The following is a 16,533-nucleotide window of genomic DNA, read 5'->3' as shown; positions in this document are numbered from 1 at the left end:
GCCGCGATGACGAGCAATAACCTGGTTGAATTCTTGGCCTCCTATGGCCCTCAGGCATCCTCGAACAACCTCTACGACGAGTTTGTTGTAGAGGCGGCCGCAAGGACCGGCTGTGCGGCCCTACAGATTGACCAACCGCTCACGGCCGAACTGGTCGGGATGCTGCAGTCTGCCGAACCTAAGTGCGTGTTTCTTACCGGGACGGCCGGAGACGGTAAGACCTACACCGCGCGGAAAGTGGCACAGGCGCTGTCCGGCGAGGCACGCGTTTGGACCAACACGCAAAAGATTTATTCTCTGCCCCAGCCCTTACCTTCGGGCCGATCGGTTCGGTTCATCAAGGACCTAAGTGAACTCAACGAGGCCGAGAAGACCCGCATCTTCCCCGACATCATGGCTGCACTGACCGGCGAGAGCTCCGATGTCTTCGTCATCTGCGTCAACGACGGACATCTGCTGAAGTTCTTCCGCGATCGCGATGAGGCTGCCCTTCACGACCGAATTGCGGAGATGCTACGCAGCGACGAGCGGGACGATCCAGACGGACAGTTCTTGCTGATCAATATGTCGCGCCAGTCGCATCGTCACCTTATTGACCAGATCCTCGACGGTGTGGTGGAACATGCCGGGTGGGGATCGTGCGATGGCTGTCCGGTGACCGCGGACAGCGATAATCCATGCCCAATCCTTTGCAACCGCGACATCCTGCGGCGGAAGGACCCCGCATCGATGCGCGCTCGCCTGAAGGACATGATCCGCATGGCGGCCGCAGACGGGCGGCATCTGTCGATCCGGCAGCTGATCCTGCTGACCGTCAATATCCTGCTCGGGGATGCACGACAGGGCTCGACCCTCCTGACGTGTCAGAAGGCGCAGAGGCGCGCGCGGGAGAACGACTATGGATCGACCAACCCCTACGCTAACGCGTTCGGGGTAAACCTGACTGAGCGCGAGCGCCGGCAGTATGGCGCGTTCACCGTGCTCAGTGAGTTTCAGATCGGCTTCGAGACCAACAATACTTTCGACCACGGCCTGTTGTGGGGCAACGACAGCCTGCCCGACTGCCCTTGGTATGGGGAGCGCATCTTCACGTCCGTCCGCGAGATGTATCGGGGTGACCCGGCTCGCCATTCAAGTGATTTCCAGCGCGCTATGGTCGATCAGCGGCGGCGGCTGTTCTTCGCCCTTGATCCACAGAGTGCCGATGTTACGTCGAACCCGCGCCGCAGCCCATGGAACCTCTCCGTGTTCAAACATGGCTCGGACTACGTTACCATGGTCGACGGCCTCCTCGGCCTAGGCATGCCGCAGTCGATTGCCCGCCGGCTGCTGCGCGGGTTGAACCGAATGATGACCGGCGAGATGACCATTACAGATGACCGGCTGTGGGTAACGGCGCCGTCCGGTGTCTACATGGGTAGCGAGATCCCCCTTTTGGTACAGCACGCCGGCCGTCCTCGCGCCGGCGGGACGAGCACGGTGACGTTCCATCTGCCGGGCAAGCACCGCACGGGTCCCTCTGACAACGGACGGCCACCAGAGATCCACCTTATCACCCAGGGGCGGGAGGATCTCACAGTGATCCTTGCACTACGTCCGACTCTCGTTGAGTGCCTGCTTCGGATCGCCGACGGTGCGCTGCCGGCCAGCTTTTCCTCCGAATGCCAGCGTGAGGTCGAGCGGTTCCAACTCCGGGTTGCGACCGCGGTCCCGCAGGCGTTCAACGGGATTGCACCAATGCCTAAGGAGGTGCAGATGGTAGACGGCAACCTGCAGGAGCATGGAGTTGCCATCATGGCCGAGGGAGATTCATGGTGATGAACAGCTTGTCCACGATCAGACTGCCGCCGCCGCCGAACGTCCTCGACAGCTCCGACATGCGCGTGCAGGAGCTCATTCACGGCCACCGCTTCATGCAGGAGCAAGAGCCGTTTATGATTGTTCTGGAGACCTTGGCGGTCTGCGCTGCAACCGCTCTGGGCAGTGTTCAGCCAAAGCCGGACGCGCATGAGACTTTCCACTATGCTCTGCCCCACCGGCGCAAGATGCGGTTCCTGCTCTTTCAGGATCGGCATCTCGAACAGGTGATCGAGGACACCGCCATTCCGGATCATGAGAAATGGCAGGAATGGAAGAAACGGGTCAACACGCAATTCGGGGAGGGGCAGCGCGAGCCCGGCGCCGGGACGGTGCACGACGCCTTCGCCTATCTCGACGACAGATTTTCCCGAGATATAAACGCTCTGCGCCAAGCGGTCCGGCTGCTGCAGTCGCGCGAACTCGATGTGATGCACAATCGACGGTGGACCTCGCGCTTCCTCGCCGTAACCGGACCGGACATGATTTGCACCGACATGCGAGAGGCGCGCGGCAGCTGGTCCGCCGACCGACGCTTCTTTGGCCGTGGCGGCGAACTCGTCTATTTGATGCTGAACCGCTCATCGCGGGCCTCCGAGGTGAGCGGGCTGATCAGTAAGCGACTGCTCAGCGAAAATGATCCGATGAACCGGATCGCGCACGCCCTGTCCGATCCTAGTGACACCGGAGCGTCAAATACTCAGATCGGATATTTGCCGCATCTAACGCTGCCTGCCTATGATCGCCTCGCCGAGGATTGGCTGAACGTCCTGATGTGCGATCGCCTGCCAGAGGGTCACCTATTTGAGCCGCTCTTCCGCATCACGGGGCTCAACCTCATCGGCTATCTCGCGGAGAGGGCACAGGATGAAGTCGGGGCATCCCGGCCAGTGCCGATCGTGGCCGACCTGACCGACGGGGGCAACCAGCAACTCCGCGAGGAAGCCAAAGTCCACCTGAACCTGCATAGGGATGCCGCCAATCGTGCTGTAAGGGCTTTTATTGAGCGGGTGCTTGGGGGCTGCAATCGCTGGAAGATGGCGGTGGAGCGCAGCGATCCCGGCCTTGCCAAGCAGGCGCTGCAGGAGAGGTTCGGCTTTACCAAGGGCGACGGCCAGCGCGGGAATGCCGCGACGCCGGCGCAGCAACTAGAAGCCTTCATCGAACATGCGATGCAGCGCGACAAGAACAACATCTACAGGTACCTCTTGCCGCTGGCAAAGGCGTCGGGAGCAGCGACTTCGCGACAAAGGGTCGGGCCATGGTTCGCTCTCGACGACGGGATGCTCTTCGCTCTCATCCTCGCAAACGTCAGTCGTACCATCGAATTACGGGACTTTGTGGCCGAACTCTACCGGCGCTACGGCCTGGTCATCGGCCCCGAAGAGGCCCGAAAGGCGTTCGGGCGGATCCATGTTGAGCGCTACGAGGCGAACCTTGCAGCCCTTGAGGCGCGCATGACGCGGCTCGCGCTGACGCAGCGGCTTTCGGATGACTGTGCTTTCGTAACGAACCCGTACAGGTAGTGGGATGAACGTATCGACGATTTCTGAGGTTTCCGCCCCTTATGCGCGCAGAGGCGATCTGATCGCCCGCATCGTCTGGGACGTCGTGCGCCGAGCAGTGGACGACGCGGCGGTAGGGCAACGTGTTACCTTCATGCTTGCCGGTTTGACGGCCGAGGCGCTGGATGGGATCGCCCGCAACAAGCCTGCGAACCTGCACGGGCGAAGCTTATTGCTGAAGATGAACCCAAAGGCTGCAGCGGGCATGAAGGTTCACGTCGACTATCTTTCCGACGAGTCCGCCGTTCACTGGCGCCATAACGATACGGCCGACGTCATCGTTTTCGCGCCGTCGGATGCCGAGCGTGAGGGCATTGGCGCCGGACTTGGCCCGATCTCCCGCATCGATGAGCCGAGGATCATCGACCAGATCCCGGCATGGGTTGGGGTACTGGGCGAGACGGGAGAGGCCAACAGCTACCTTCGGGCCGCTCTTGAAGGGCTTAGCAGCGCCCGCGAGGTGTGCCTCGATCTTCAGATGTGGGTCGATTTCATCTGCGCCATTCTCGACCAAGGATTTGCCTACAACGTCGATGTCCGCATTAAGAACGCCATGCCAGCCCTGCGGATCCCCAAGGACGGTATCGTGAAGCTTCCCGCCTTCAAGCTGGAAGGTAACCCGAAGAAGGCGCGCGCGCGGGATTTCGCGGCAGCCTTTCGTGATGCGCGCCTCGAGGCAGGGGTTTACGCCACGCTCATGACGCCCAAGCACGAACGCGTTGATGTCACGGCGGTGCGCGCGCGGGTGGAGGCGTTCGAGCATGGCAATGAGCCTGAGGTGAAAGAGGCGCTCGACGCTGTCCGGATCCTCCTCAGTGATGCCGATAATATTTTGCCTGGCGACTGGCGGGATAGTCAGGAAGCGTTCTGCCGCAAGGTGTCCTGGGATCGAGTCGGCGCCAGCCTGTTTGGGGGCGGACGGAGCACCTCAACGGAAAGCCTCGGTAGGCAAACGCTGCGCTTCATCGAAGGCAACTATGGCCACGATGTCACCAGGGAGGATCGGGAGCTTCTCAACAGCCTGACAAACACCACCCCGCGCGAGCCACGTGACGTTGAGGTGGAGTTCTTCAATCGCTGGCAGGAGCGCCTGTCCCGCGAGGTGAAGCTCTTCAAGCCATGGCAGAAACGTCTGTTTTCGAAGGAGGTCATTGGCCATGATCTTCTTTCCGCCTTTGCCGAGGGGTTCGAGGCCCTGATCATCGCGGGCGACGCGGCGTTGGTGGAGATGACAGAGCCGCGGATCCTCGTGCGTACAACACAGCACGACAAGGCCCGTTTTTGGGAGGGTCTCGATCCTGACATCCAACGGCTCTTCTGTTTCGAACTGAACGCGCTGAAGGCGCTCTTCGGTTCGCATGTGGTGTGGGACCTGGCGGCAGCGGAGAAGTATCAGGGCAATGGCGAAGCAGGAGCGAGCGAAGCGCGGAAGATAGACCTGGAACTGTATCTGATGGAAGCGAAGGATCTGGTCGACCTGGGCTGTCTTCGCACTCCTCCAAGGCAGGCACCTCGGGTCAAGACCACGTGGCAGCCCGGCAAATCTCCCAAGGATGAACCGATCAGTCTCGCTCTGATCGACGATCTCGACGCGCTAGCAAAGGCCGCTAAGGCCGGCGACAGCCTGTTCCGGCCGCTTGACTTCGCACAGCGCTCAAGCGGGGAGGATACACGCCTCTCCTCGACCAGCCTCTCCGATCGAAACTCCTTCAGCGACGTAGCCCAGGGGCAGCAGGGACGCGCATTCGATCTGGTTGTCCGTCCGCAGGAGGATCTGCTTGGAGATCTTCGGTCGCGCCTGCAAGAACTTGAACGCAGCCGAACGCTGGGCGGCGAGACCGTGACGGCCGTGATAGCGGCGGCCGAGGCTTTCGACGCATCCTATCGCAAGGCTGCAACGTTGCTGGCTGAGGACGCCGGCGCAGCGTTCGCGTCAAACATTCTCGACGAGCAGGCCGAGGCGTTTGGAGCCTTGTGCCGTGCATGTCGTCTCCCTGCGACTACGGGGCGAGCGGGACAGGAGATCCGCACGCTGGTTGCCGGGATCGGCGTGGTGGCCTCCAACGGGGCTGCGCCAATGGCCATTCTTGCTGCCTGGCACCCACTTCGGCTTGCCGAGCGCCGGGCCAAAATTCGTGAGCTTGCCTCCTTTGTGGAAGCCGTCCTCCTGTCCAAGTCGGCCAGAAGCGCCGATCTATCCGCAGCTTTTCAGGAGCGGCGCCTTGCACGCTCTCGGTGGTCCTTTCCAGAGGTCGTGTTCGCCCACGGTATGACAATGATCGCAGTCGAGGACCTTGCAGGATACAGCCTGATGGTTCCTGCGGACTGCGTAGCGCGGAACCAAGAGGCGCTTGAGGCTGGCGCACCGTCGGCCGCGGTGAAGTTCATGGAAGGGGTCGACCAGTATCTCGACGTCCACCCCCACGAAGCAACCAACCTTTCAGCATCAATCTTCGACTCGGAGAGCCATACCTTGCCGCGCGAAGTGGCTCGGGAAATGGCCAAACGTTTGCACCGGCAATCCGATCTGCGCTGCGACCTCGTTATCACGCACCGTGATCAGGACCGGATGCGCAAGATTTATCGCAACCAGAACGTGCGCCTGGCGGCAGAGAACATCAGCGAGACGGCACGGGGATTTCTGTCTAGGCTGCGGGTGGACGTCAGATCCAACCGTGCCTCGGATGGCGCGGAGAGCGAGGTGCGGGACCTCGATTTGGTCTTCCTTCACGATGTGATCAGCCATCACGCCGATCCGGTTTGGGTGGAGGAAGCTGGCGGCTCGCAAGAACTTGCCGCCACCTTCGACCCTGCCGTGGCCCGGCGCCCGCGTCGCCGCATGACTGAGACCGATGCGTCCGGTGTCGGCGTATACCTGACGCTCCCTAGACCGCCCCGTGCTGTCGGACACTATCAGGACTTGATCTACGAGCTGGCGAAAGGCTTCCTGCCGGAGGGGTTCCACGGGGTGCTGATCCGGCAGATCCAGTTCGAGGATGCCAAGGTGAGCGAGCTGGTCCGCCGGGCACACCAGTTTGCGGAATGGGTGATTACTTATGACAAGGTGGCCAGTCGAACTCTATTTGAGCGCTGCGGCGTTCAGATCATTAGCGATATCTCTGTCCCGGGTGCCGACGGACGGGTGATTATTAGCGCCGGTAAGGTGGACGACCGGCTGAAGCGCAACATCCGTGACGATCTTATCGCTGCCTGTGGCATCGGTGCGCCGGATGCGCAGACGCTTTCGGGCGTTGTCATCCGTGACGTCCTGAGGATTTCAGGACGAAAGGTCCTGTCAGCGGCCCGATACGCCAATGCTTCGCGCGAGATGATCGGCCTCGCGGTCATGCGCGCCTGGATGGAAGGCGCCCTGAAGGGCACGATGAATAATGCGCCGATCTGGGTCTCGCTCGACGATTATCGCGGCTGGTTCATGTCCGAGAAGGGACGTGTCGCCGATGCCATTGCCGTTATCATCGACCATGATGATGGGGCGTTCCGGGTGTTTCTGCAGGTCGGTGAAGCCAAATTCATCGAGAAGACTGCCGAACTGGCCACGATCAAGGAAGCGCAGCAACAGGTGCGAGACACGGTGGATCGCCTGACCAGCCTGTTCATCGACAACGACGACGCTATTTCTCGGGAGGCCGCCTGCGCACGGTTGGCCGATCTCCTAGTTAACCGGGACGGGGTGACGGAACGCCTGCCAGACCCAGTCCTGCGTGCTGCGTTCTTCGATGCCTTGAGCGCCGGCGAGGTATCGTTCCAGATCAGCGGCGAGGTTGTCGTATGTCTGCATGACGATCATGGGGTCGTCTGGAAGTGCGAGGCGGATTCGGATCGCCCGTATCTGCGTCACCATGTGTTGACCACTCCAGCGATCCGCCAGACGCTGCAGGGTACGATGGAGGGTGATCTGCCCCAGCGTGAGGGCCTCGGCGATATCGTCTGGTATGGCTCCGGTGAGGCCCAAACGTCACAGCCGGTCCAACCGCGAGAGACCACTACGGCGGTTGTGGGTGCAAACTTCAACACCTCGGGGGAACTACTCGACGGAAGGCCTCTTCCGTCGCGGAGCGCAGCCGACGCCGATACTGCCGCCGAGGACCCGAAGACGGAGCCTGAGGCTGTGACAACCGACATGGCGGAAGAAGACCAGGCACCCGAGCCGCCCTGTTTCTTGCCTCCTCCGGTCTATGCTGTCCTTCGGGACATGGCTGCGATTGAGCGCGGAGCGGTCACCGACCCCGACTCCCTTGCTTGGGCCGATAAGATCGCGATAGAAACCCAACGGGCGTTGAGCCACTTCAGCATGCAAGCTCAGTTCGCCGACCCCAAGCCGCGGCTGACGCCCAACGGCGCACTCATTGCCTTCCGTGGCCATCCTTCACTGACCGTCGACAGGATAGAGCGGCGCACGAGTGAGTTGCTGACGACTTACGGCATCGAGGTTGCAGACGTGCGGCCAGGGCGCGGCCGGATCTCGGTCTTCGTGACGCGGGAGAAAAGGGCCAAGGTGCCGCTTGCCTCGACATGGCTAAGCGCCCTCTGGCCTGATCGTGACCCAGGGCAGCACACCTCTTTCATCCTCGGGGCACGCGAAGACGAGGACCGACTCCTGTATCTGAACCTTGCCGAGCCCTTTGCTGATTACGAGGTGCACGGCCCGCACACGTTGATTGCAGGCGAGACAGGCAGCGGCAAAGGGATCCTGACCCAAGGGCTCCTTCTGCAATTGATCGCGTTCAACGACCCAGAGCAGGTCGAGTTGATTGTTGTCGACCCCAAAAAGGGTGTGGATTTCACCTGGCTGGAAGGCGCCCCGCAGATGAAAGCGCCGATCGTCACCGAGATGAGCGCCGCGAAGGCGATCCTTGAGGATCTCGTACGCCAGATGGACTCACGGTACGAGAAGCTCGCCTCGGTCGGTGCCGCCAATATCGCGGAGTACAATCGAAGGGTGCCGCTAGAGCAGCGGATGTCGCGGATTTTTCTCGTGCATGACGAGCTTGGGGCTTGGATGGCGCAGGAGAAAGAGTATCAGGAGGTCGTGCTCTCCTCGGTGGCCAACCTCGGCATGAAGGCACGGGCGGCGGGCATCCACCTGATCCTGATAACCCAGCGGGCCGATGCAGACGCTGTGCCTGGGCGGTTGCGCGACAACATGGGCAACCGTCTTTGCCTGAAAGTACAGAATGGTACGGGTTCGCGGATGGTTCTTGGGGTTGGCGGCGCAGAAAAGCTATTAGGAAAAGGTCATCTTGCCTGTATGCTGGCCAACCAGCAGCTGCCTCCTGGCCAAGAGTTCTTCGTAGTACAGGTGCCCTTCGCCGAGACGGAGGACGTGCAACGCCTCGCGCAGGCAGCGAAGAGCTATTGGGCATCGCGGAGAAGCTGATAGGCGCTCATACGGCCCACGCCGTGCATTGCTTAGGGGAGCTCATGGAGAAAGAGGGGGCTGGTTTAGGTAAGAGGGTGGGCGGGGCGCTCTATGTGCACCGCTCGGCCTTGGACCATCTTCCTCCAGAACATGCTGCGCTTATCGATGCGGCTGCCTGCCGCGTGCCGCACAGAAATTGGAACGTGGCCAAAGTCGATTTCGCCAATGGCGGCGGCGTCTCGCTTTTGAGCTACGATGACTTTGCAGACAGCGCCTTCCCTGTGCTTAACGAAAGCTACCGGGTTGACCTCAAGACGGGTGCTGTGACCGTGCGGTGTTATGGGAAGAACCCTCCTATCCTCCACCGCAAGGAACTGTTGCTGCCGCCCAACGCCCCAGAACGTGATATCTACGTAGCGCTGACCCGAGAGCTGGAACGGAGAGGCCTGTTCGTCGAAATGACGAAACGAGGGCGGCAGGATGCCTGGAACGCCGCTCTGACCGAAGCGCGTATTGAGGTGCGTGACCACCTTGTCGTTGCCCGCGATGACCCCGCGAGCAAGGTAACGAAGCTGGACATCTCAAATGTCCCCTCTTTCAACGCCATGCCTCAAGTTGTCCGGCACAGGACGGCGATCGGGCGGAATAGCCTTTCAGCACCCATGGCCGCCCTAAATGCAGCGGGCCTTCTCAAGAGCGGCGTGAGTATCCTCGATTACGGCTGCGGCCGTGGAGACGACGTGCGGGCGCTTCGTGCCGCAGGGATCGACGCAGTCGGCTGGGATCCACATTTCGCACCGGAACGAAGCGCGCTGGTACCAAGGGCGATCGTGAACCTCGGCTTTGTATTGAACGTGGTGGAAAATCCCCTCGAGCGACGAGACGTGCTGCGCCGAGCCTTCGCTTTAGCCGAACGATGCTTGGCCGTCGCCGTCATGCTAGTAGGCAAGGGCGAGGTCTCTGGCCAGCGGCCGCATGGCGACGGCTTCCTAACTTCTCGCGGAACCTTTCAGCGTTACTATACTCAGGCGGAACTGCGGGCGTTCCTGCTCGATACGCTCGAAGTGACTCCGGTAGCAGCGGGTCCAGGCATTTTCTTCATCTTCCGCGATGAAGAACTCGAGCAGCGCGTGCTGTCGCGCCGACAAACGGGAATGATTGGGGCGCGGCCAATTCCCTCAGTACCGCGGCAGCCGTCTAGCATCATGCCGGGAACATCCTGGCGCCAGGAGACCCTAGAGGCGGTGCGGGACGACCTTGTGAACCTCTTCCTGAGGATCGGCCGTGTGCCACATGCGGATGAGATCCCCAAGGATCTGCGATCACAATTGGCAAGCGCTCGCTTGTCCGTCAAGATGGCTTTGGCAGATGCCTTTGCGGCGATCCCAGCCGAGAATTTGGCAATCGCGGCAGCCCGTCGCGCCGATGAGATCGGACGCTTCTTCGCCCTGAGCAGTTTCTCTGGACGAGCCCCCTACCGCCGGCTGTCGCCGACGCTTCAACGTGATCTTCGTGCCATTTTTGGTTCTCTCACGGCCGCAGAGGCTGTCGCCCGACGTATGCTCTTCGATGCCGGTGATGGCGCAGCATTGGCGGAGGACGCGCACTCCCATGCCGCAGCCGGCATTGGCCAGCTGGCAGGCGACAAGTACCAAGTCCACGCCCGCGATCTACCGAAGCTCACCCCGCGACTGCGCACCTATATCAGCGTCGCGCAGGCTCTCGCCGGCTCTCTGGACAACACCACGATCTACCGCGTCCACCTTGCGTCGAGGAAGTTGACCGCTCTCGTCTACCCCGACTTCGACACCAGCGCCCTCCCAAGGCTTTCAGAACGCACCAAGGTCGACCTGTGCACTGGCGAAGTGATCGTCTTCGATCATCAGGCCGATGGCCGGGTGAGCGTCATGATGGAGAAATCCCTCTATATGGCGGGCGACGAGAAGCGATATCGTGACCAAGCAAAGTTCGAGTTAGATTTACGTAGCCTTTTCGGCGATCGGCTTTCTACGTTAACCTTCGCCGAAGCTGCGCCGATGATCATGAAAGCAGGCCTGAAGCTACCATATTAGGTGCCTAAGCTCAGTGTTTTCTGAAACTCATTTTTATCTGAGTGGAGAGACCCTATTCCACGGCACAGCTGGCAGTCTCACTGACTTCCCCAAAATAACTGAGCTGTTGAAAGATATCGACTCGGTGGTGAACTGGCCCCTGTTTTGACCGGACACTTGGGCATAGCCATGGAGGCTCAGGTATATGCCTGAGCACGTGCTTATGTCTGAGATTGAGATCATCACTGATGGCGGCCGTCGGCGCCGCTGGACGGCCGCCGAGAAGCTGCGGATCGTGGAAGAGACGCTGGAGGATCAGGCCACCATTTCCATCGTTGCGCGGCGTAATGGCGTTGCACCCAACCTGCTGTATCGTTGGCGAAGGCTCATGCTCGAAGGGGGGAGTGTCGCCGTGACCGAGGATGATGACGTCACCAGCAACAAGGTCGTGCGGCAGCTCTAGGATCGCATCCGCGAACTTGAACGCCATCTCGGTCGCAAGACGCTGGAGGCCGCGATCCTGCGCGAGGCCCTGGACAAGTCACGCTCAAAAAAACTGACCTTGCACGCGCGGTCGCCGCTGACGGACGGTTTGCGGTAAAGGTTGTGGCAGAAACGCTTGGTGTGGCCCGCTCGAGCCTGGTCGATCGAGTGAAGGGCAAGACGAAGCCGCGCCGACGCTACCACAAGGCGCAAGACGCGGAGCTGGTGCCGCGGATCGCCACACTGGTGACGGCGCGGCCCACCGATGGCTACCGTCGCATCACCGCGATCCTGAACCGCCAGCTGCGGTCGGAAGATCTGGCACCGGTCAATCACAAAAGGGTCTACAGGATCATGCAGGCCCATAGCCTGCTGCTGGCGCGGGAGTATACGGAGCGTCCCGAGCATGTTCACGACGGCAAGGTCATCGTCATGCGCTCTGACCTGCGCTGGTGCTCGGACGGGTTCGAGTTCACCTGTTGGAGCGGAGACATCGTCCGTGGCGCCCTTATCATCGATGCGCACGACCGCGAGATCATCGCCTGGCGGGCCGTCGTGAACGCCGGGATCAGCGGTTCCGACGTCTGCGACATCATGCTTGAAGCCGTCGAGCGTCGCTTTGGGACATGCCGCGCGCCTTCAGTCATCGAAATGCTGTCCGACAACGGTTCGCCTTACATCGCCAAGGACACGCAGATCTTCGCGCGCCAACTTGGTCTAAAGCCTTGCTTCACGCCGGTCCGAAGCCCTCAGAGCAACGGCATCTCGGAGGCCTTTGTGAAGACCCTCAAGCGCGGTTACGTCCAGGTGACGCCATTGCCGGACGCCTACACTGTTCTCGGATTGATTGGAGGCTGGATCGAGGACTACAACGAAAACCACCCGCATTCAGGGCTGAAGATGCGCTCGCGGCGTTGTTGCGCTGATCGGCTGGAGGCCGAGTTGCCCCTTTCCCGCGTGACGTTCAGCACACAGCAGTGATCTCGGCTGTGCCGAGGGCACGACCGACAGGCGCGAGGCCGCGCCGACAAGGACAGCCATCGATAACAGCCTTGCCGCTGGATAGTCAGCCTTGGCCGGGTATCTGATCCTGCCCCCGAGAGTGAGCCATAAAATCCGGATAATTCGCCCCCGAAGTTTTGCGGCGCCAGGCAATCACCCCCACAGGCCGTCGGAATGCGGTCATCGCATCATCCAGCGCCCCGAATTTGTCTCTCAGCCACCCTATGAAGATTAAGATTTCCGTATTTCCGGTAGGTTATCCACATTCACGAGCCCAGAGATCCGTGTTTCCAGCTTCGAGCACCTATCCTATGCCCTATGATCAACTGAACACCTGCGGGACCGCCCGCAGTCAGGATCATCATCAGCAAACGTCGACGGGCCCTGCCCTGCGGCGCAGGGAGCAACTCGGCCCATGGCGCGAGACCGGGGAAAGAATGTCGACAGGGAGGGTGCCGCGTCCGCGGCGGTCGCCCCGTCGGCATTTTCTTCCGACACGCCCCTTGCCGGGAATCATCAGGTATCGCACCCACGAGATCATCTGCTTGCCCTGGTCCGGGCCTTAGCGCGCGATGCCGCCCGCGCCGATCACCTTATGGAACAGGGACAGGATACCGACTGACGTCCCTGCCCCGTGCGAACTGGAGATTTCCCCATGACCCTCCGCGTGGCCCTCTACGCTCGCTATTCCACCGACCTGCAGAATGCCGCCTCCATCGAGGACCAGATCCGGCTGTGTCGCGAACGCGCCCTGCGCGAGGGCTGGCAGATCGTCGACACCTATGAGGATGCCGGCCTGTCGGGGTCGAGCATGATCCTCCGCCCCGGTCTCCAGCGCCTTTTGCAGGACGGCCGCAATCGTCGCTTCGACCTCGTGCTGTCCGAAGCCCTCGACCGCATCTCGCGCAATCAGGCCGACATTGCCACCATCTACCAGACCCTGTCCTTCGCGGGCGTTAATATCCTGACGCTGGCCGACGGACAGGTGAACGAGATGCATATCGGCCTGAAGGGCACGATGAATGCGCTATTCCTTAAGGACCTCGCGGTCAAGACCCACCGGGGCCTCCGCGGTCGGGTGGAGACGGGCAAGTCCGGCGGCGGCAATGCCTTCGGCTACACCGTCCTACGCCACATGGGCGAGAACGGGGAGATCCAGCGCGGTGATCGTGAGATCAACGCGGAGGAGGCGGCCATCGTGCAGCGTATCTTCACGGCCTATGCCGAGGGAATGTCGCCCAATCGGATCGCCGATCAGCTGAACCGGGAGGGCATTCCGGCCCCGCGCAGCAACCACGGCCTCGGCGCCTAAGGTGCCTCGACCATTCTTGGCAATCCCAAGCGCGGCACAGGGATCCTGAACTACGAACTCTATGTCGGGCGCCAGATCTGGAACCGGCTTAAGTATCGCAAGGATCCGGAGACCTGGAGAAATGTCTTGCACCTGAACCCCAACGAGGACTGGGTGATCTCCGAGATGCCGCATCTGCGGATCATCGAGGAGGAATTGTGGAAGGAGGTGCGGGCGCGGCAGGGGGCGAAGACCTCGCCCTCGGTGCTACCCATCTGGGAGCAGCGGCGGCCGAAGTTTTTGCTTTCGGGCCTGACGGTCTGCGGGTGCTGCGGGGGTGGTTTTTCCACCATCGCCAAGGATCGCTTCGGCTGCAGCAATTCGCGCAACAAGGGCACGTCTGTCTGCAGCAACCGCACCGGCATCTCCCGGCCGGACCTGGAGGGCCGGATCCTGACCGCCCTGTCGGACCAGCTGATGGATCCGGACCTGGTGAAGGCGTTCGCCGAACAATACATCGCCGAGCGCAATCGTCTGGCGGCACGCCACACCGACGACCGCGCCGTGAAGGAGAAGGAGCTGGCGAAGGTCATCAAGGATCAGGATGCGCTGGTGAACGCCCTGCTCTCCGGTCTTCCGCCCGAGCGGATCAAGGCGAAGATGGAGCAGCCGGAACTTCGGCGGAAGCAACTGGAGCGGGACGTCGCCGCGGCCCCTGCCCGGGCCGCCACCGTGCGGATTCATCCGAAGATGGCCGACACTTATCATGACCGCATCTGCGGACTGATCGCCGGCCTGACGGATCCTGATCGGGAGAGCGAGGCGCGGGAGGCGATCCGGGGCCTGATCGAAAAGATCGTGGCAATGCCGGTGCCGACGTCGGAGAAACGCAGCCGGCTTGAGCTGACGCTTCACGGCGATCTGGCGGGTATTCTGGCTCTGAGCCTTGGTGTGGAGCTGATGTCTGGACATCAAAAAACCTCCTGCGAACAGGAGTTTTTGAAAGTGTAGGATTTCTGGTTGCGGGAGCAGGATTTGAACCTGCGACCTTCAGGTTATGAGCCTGACGAGCTACCGGGCTGCTCCATCCCGCGGAGGTTGGCTGTCTGGATTGACGGCCTGTGGTATTGTTTTGTTTTGTGTGTTCGGAGAGGCTTGGGTTCTTGTCAGGTTTGGCGGTGACCTACTCTCCCACGTCTTAAGACGCAGTACCATTGGCGCGACGGCACTTAACGGCCGAGTTCGGGATGGGATCGGGTGTTTTGCTCGTGCTATGACCACCAAACCGGAGAAGAACCCGTCTCCGCTGTTTTGGCAGCGGAGTGGGTATAACAACATCAGGGACATGGTTTTCATGTCGCGTGTTCAAGTCGGTGTTTGCTTTTGATCCTGCTGTTTCTGGATCAAATCAAGCCTATCGGGCAATTAGTACCGGTCAACTGAACGCATTGCTGCGCTTACATCTCCGGCCTATCGACGTGGTGGTCTTCCACGGCCCTCAAGGGAGACCTTGTTTTGAAGGGGGCTTCCCGCTTAGATGCCTTCAGCGGTTATCCTGTCCGATCATAGCTACCCAGCACTGCCATTGGCATGACAACTGGTCCACCAGTGGATCGTTCACCCCGGTCCTCTCGTACTAGGGGCAACTCTTCTCAAGTCTCCTACACCCACGGCAGATAGGGACCGAACTGTCTCACGACGTTCTAAACCCAGCTCACGTACCTCTTTAAATGGCGAACAGCCATACCCTTGGGACCTGCTCCAGCCCCAGGATGAGATGAGCCGACATCGAGGTGCCAAACGATGCCGTCGATATGGACTCTTGGGCATCATCAGCCTGTTATCCCCAGAGTACCTTTTATCCGTTGAGCGATGGCCCTCCCACTTGGGACCACCGGATCACTATGGCCGACTTTCGTCTCTGCTCGACTTGTCAGTCTTGCAGTCAGGCTGGCTTCTGCCATTGCACTCAACGACCGATTTCCGACCGGTCTGAGCCAACCTTCGCGCGCCTCCGTTACAATTTGGGAGGCGACCGCCCCAGTCAAACTACCCACCACGCAGGGTCCCGGATCCGGATAACGGACCGCGGTTAGACATCAAGAGTGCGAAGGGTGGTATCTCAAGGATGGCTCCACCAGAACTGGCGTCCTGGTTTCGATGCCTACCACCTATCCTGCACATCACAATCCTGATGCCAGTGCGAAGCTATAGTAAAGGTTCATGGGGTCTTTCCGTCTAACCGCGGGAAGTGTGCATCTTGACACACAGTTCAATTTCGCTGAGTCCACATCAGAGACAGCGGGGAGATCGTTACGCCATTCGTGCAGGTCGGAACTTACCCGACAAGGAATTTCGCTACCTTAGGACCGTTATAGTTACGGCCGCCGTTTACTGGGGCTTCAATTCGGAGCTTGCACCCCTCCTTTTAACCTTCCAGCACCGGGCAGGCGTCAGACCCTATACGTCGTCTTGCGACTTCGCAGAGCCCTATGTTTTAAGTAAACAGTCGCCACCCCCTGGTTTGTGCCCCCCACACGTGCTTGCGCATATGTGGGGCCTCCTTCTCGCGAACTTACGGAGGTATTTTGCCGAGTTCCTTTGATGTGGTTCTCTCAAGCGCCTTGGTATTCTCTACCAGTCCACCTGTGTCGGTTTCGGGTACGGTCTAAAAGAGAGGCTATTTCCAGGGACCGCTCAGCAGCCCAGTCAATCCGATAAGACTGAACTACACCTGCGATCCGTCACCATCTCACGGCCCAGGAATATTAACCTGGTTCCCATCGACTACGCCTTTCGGCCTCGCCTTAGGGGCCGGCTTACCCTGCTCAGATTAGCTTTAAGCAGGAACCCTTGGACTTTCGGCGACAGGGTCTCTCACCCTGTTTGTCGCTACTCATGTCA

4 protein-coding genes, 1 tRNA gene, 2 rRNA genes and 2 pseudogenes (1 of these 9 cut by a window edge) are annotated in these 16,533 nt (G+C 60.6%); 6 read left to right on the top strand and 3 right to left on the bottom strand.

The genetic code is table 11. From position 1 onward, the window contains the following. Positions 1-6 precede the first annotated feature (6 nt). The 6 genes and pseudogenes from GR316_RS12105 to GR316_RS13980 all read left to right on the top strand — a co-directional run bounded on the left by GR316_RS12105 (position 7) and on the right by GR316_RS13980 (position 14,690). On the top strand, positions 7-1,818 hold the full coding sequence (locus GR316_RS12105; RefSeq protein WP_211785249.1) for an ATP-binding protein: 1,812 nt from the start codon (positions 7-9) through the stop codon (positions 1,816-1,818). Further along, a complete protein-coding gene (locus tag GR316_RS12100) occupies positions 1,812-3,383 on the top strand; it encodes a hypothetical protein (RefSeq protein ID WP_211785248.1) in 1,572 nt (523 codons plus the stop codon). The genes GR316_RS12105 and GR316_RS12100 overlap by 7 nt, the downstream gene beginning before the upstream one ends. Before the next feature lie 4 nt (positions 3,384-3,387). Continuing rightward, positions 3,388-8,820 carry an FtsK/SpoIIIE domain-containing protein gene (locus GR316_RS12095; RefSeq protein WP_211785247.1) on the top strand — a complete coding sequence of 1,811 codons (5,433 nt, stop codon included), beginning with the start codon at positions 3,388-3,390 and terminating at the stop codon, positions 8,818-8,820. A 44-nt stretch (positions 8,821-8,864) separates the two neighbouring features. Beyond that, positions 8,865-10,874: a DNA phosphorothioation-associated putative methyltransferase gene (locus GR316_RS12090; RefSeq protein WP_211785246.1), complete on the top strand. Its 2,010-nt coding sequence runs from the start codon at positions 8,865-8,867 to the stop codon at positions 10,872-10,874. A gap of 184 nt (positions 10,875-11,058) precedes the next feature. Then, positions 11,059-12,317: pseudogene (locus tag GR316_RS12085) on the top strand (IS3 family transposase). A gap of 676 nt (positions 12,318-12,993) precedes the next feature. Then, a pseudogene (locus tag GR316_RS13980) lies at positions 12,994-14,690 on the top strand (recombinase family protein). Here the strand turns inward: GR316_RS13980 and GR316_RS12075 are convergent. The 3 genes from GR316_RS12075 to GR316_RS12065 form a co-directional block, all read right to left on the bottom strand. Then, positions 14,647-14,723 (bottom strand) — tRNA-Met (locus tag GR316_RS12075). The pseudogene GR316_RS13980 and the gene GR316_RS12075 sit on opposite strands and share 44 nt — an antisense overlap. A gap of 76 nt (positions 14,724-14,799) precedes the next feature. Next, positions 14,800-14,914, bottom strand: a 5S ribosomal RNA gene (gene rrf, locus GR316_RS12070). A 119-nt stretch (positions 14,915-15,033) separates the two neighbouring features. After that, positions 15,034-16,533 (bottom strand): 23S ribosomal RNA (locus tag GR316_RS12065) (it continues 1,327 nt past the right edge of the window).

This window comes from Falsirhodobacter algicola (assembly GCF_018279165.1).
Classification (GTDB): Bacteria; Pseudomonadota; Alphaproteobacteria; order Rhodobacterales; family Rhodobacteraceae; genus Falsirhodobacter; species Falsirhodobacter algicola.
Note: the sequence above shows the minus strand (reverse complement) of the source record. Positions and strands in the feature narration are given on the sequence as shown.